The sequence below is a fragment of the Streptomyces sp. NPDC019396 genome, assembly GCF_040632375.1.
GTDB lineage: Bacteria > Actinomycetota > Actinomycetes > Streptomycetales > Streptomycetaceae > Streptomyces.
In genome coordinates, this window is sequence record NZ_JBEYBS010000090.1 from 1 (window position 1) to 1,816 (window position 1,816).

General features: G+C 67.7%; 1 protein-coding gene and 2 pseudogenes. All 3 read right to left on the minus strand.

Annotated features, from left to right (window positions below; all coding sequences use genetic code 11):
• Positions 1-124 precede the first annotated feature (124 nt).
• Positions 125-472: pseudogene (locus tag ABZ532_RS31550) on the minus strand (transposase); the annotation flags it as partial.
• A 48-nt stretch (positions 473-520) separates the two neighbouring features.
• Complete coding sequence (locus tag ABZ532_RS31555; protein ID WP_361291433.1) at positions 521-1,129, minus strand: ISAs1 family transposase; 609 nt, start codon at positions 1,127-1,129, stop codon at positions 521-523.
• A 9-nt stretch (positions 1,130-1,138) separates the two neighbouring features.
• Positions 1,139-1,816 (minus strand): annotated as a pseudogene (locus ABZ532_RS31560) (transposase family protein); the annotation flags it as partial.

Sequence of the window (1,816 nt, forward strand, 5' to 3'; positions counted from 1 at the left end):
CGGCCGCGCCGGACACCGCCTCCTCCGCCAACGCATCCTGCTCAGCTGACAACCGCACCCGAGCGATCACCAGCTACGAAAATCTTGTAAGAGCCAAACGAGCGGTGTAACCAGGGTGTTGGGGCTACTGACGGGCTGCTGAGAGGCGGCCGCCGAAGGTGATGTCGAAGGCGTTCAGGGCGGTCTTCCAGCGCATGGTCCAGCGGGCCTGGCCCTTGCCGGTGGGGTCCACCGACATGATTGCCATGTAGACGCATTTCAAGGCCGCGGTCTCGTTCGGGAAGTGGCCGCGGGCCTTGACTGCCCGCCGAATCCTGGCATTCACCGACTCGATGGCGTTCGTGGTGCAGACGATGCGGCGGATCTCGGTGTCGAACCGGAGGAACGGGGTGAACTCCTCCCACGCGTTCTCCCAAAGCCGGACGATCGCCGGATACTTCTTGCCCCACGCGTCGACGAACTCCGCGAACCGCTCGAGTGCGCAGGGCTTCGGCGTAGTCGCGTGACGCCTGTTTTGTGATCAGTTGAGGCCGAGGAGCGCGAGAGGACGACGGGGATCGCGGGCGTTGTGCCGGAGACTGGCCGCGATGTTCTTCACTCCGGCAGCCCGGAGGACTCCGATGGCGAGGTTGCGCCAGGTGGCCATCGCGCGGGGCGCGTTGCCGGTCCGTACTTGCGAGGCATCCTCGGAGAAGGTGGTGTCGCGGACGTGGTGCAGGGCCTCGATCTTCCAGTGGTCGCGGACGAGTCGGGCGAGCTGGGACGGGATGGCCTGCGCGGCGGTCAGGCTGGTGACGGCGTAGACCGTCTTGATCGTGGTCTTTCCGGTCTTGCGGTCGGTGCGGCGGCGCTTGATCTGGACGGCCTGGCGGGCGCCGGGGAAGAGGAGGCTGTTCACCGTGGCGACCTTGATCCGGCGGATCTCCGAGCGTCCGTGGCCGATGTCCTTGGTGCGGCCCTGGAGCGGGATGACTTTCCAGGGAAGGGACTTGAGCTGTCTGCGGAGCTTCTTCTGGTTGCCCTTGACGATCACGATGTAGTGCGCTGAGCGGCCGAGGAGGTAGTCGGCGTGTTCGCGCTGGGTGTGCATGGCGTCGCTGGTGACCACGACGCCGGCCAGGTCAGCCACTGAGCGTTTTCAGCGTTGCCTCTCCAGGGTGAGGATTGCTTTGGCTGCTGACGCGAGCCGGTTGGGGCTGCAGCGGGCATGGCGGAAGATGCGCCAGCGCTTGACGGTGGCGACGCCACGTTCGACCGGGTAGCGGAAGCGGGCGTGGGCCTTGTTCAGCGACTTCTCCTTCACGGTCAGCTCGCACTTGGGTCGGCGGCGGATCGGAACGGCGACGCCCGGGCCGGCTCCGGTGTAGGCCAGGTCGGCGAGTGCCGGGATCCGGAGCCGGGCGCAGGTAGCGAGGAGGTGGTGGCGCCGGGCCGCGGTGAGGTCGTGGGTGCGGCCGGGCAGGGGTGGCGAGACCCACAGCAGCTCGCCGTCGGATCCGGTGATGACCTGCAGGTTCACTCCGTGCCGACGGTGCTTGCCGCTGTAGTCGGCGCGGCCGTCGCCGACCCGGTCGCACTAGGCAAGGGTGCCGTCGATCAGCACGTACTCGCTGCCTGCTTCCCGTAGGGCGTGGGTGAGACCCGGTGCCCGGCGGGCGAGGAGGTCGGTGACTGCCTGGACGTAGGCATGGGCCGTACCGACGCTGATCCCGAACCCGGCAGCGATCTTCGCCAGAGTGATGTGTTGGCGCAGGTACAGCAGTGCCACCATCGCGCGCTGGGACGGCCGGAGCTTGCACCGCCGGTCGCCCTCACG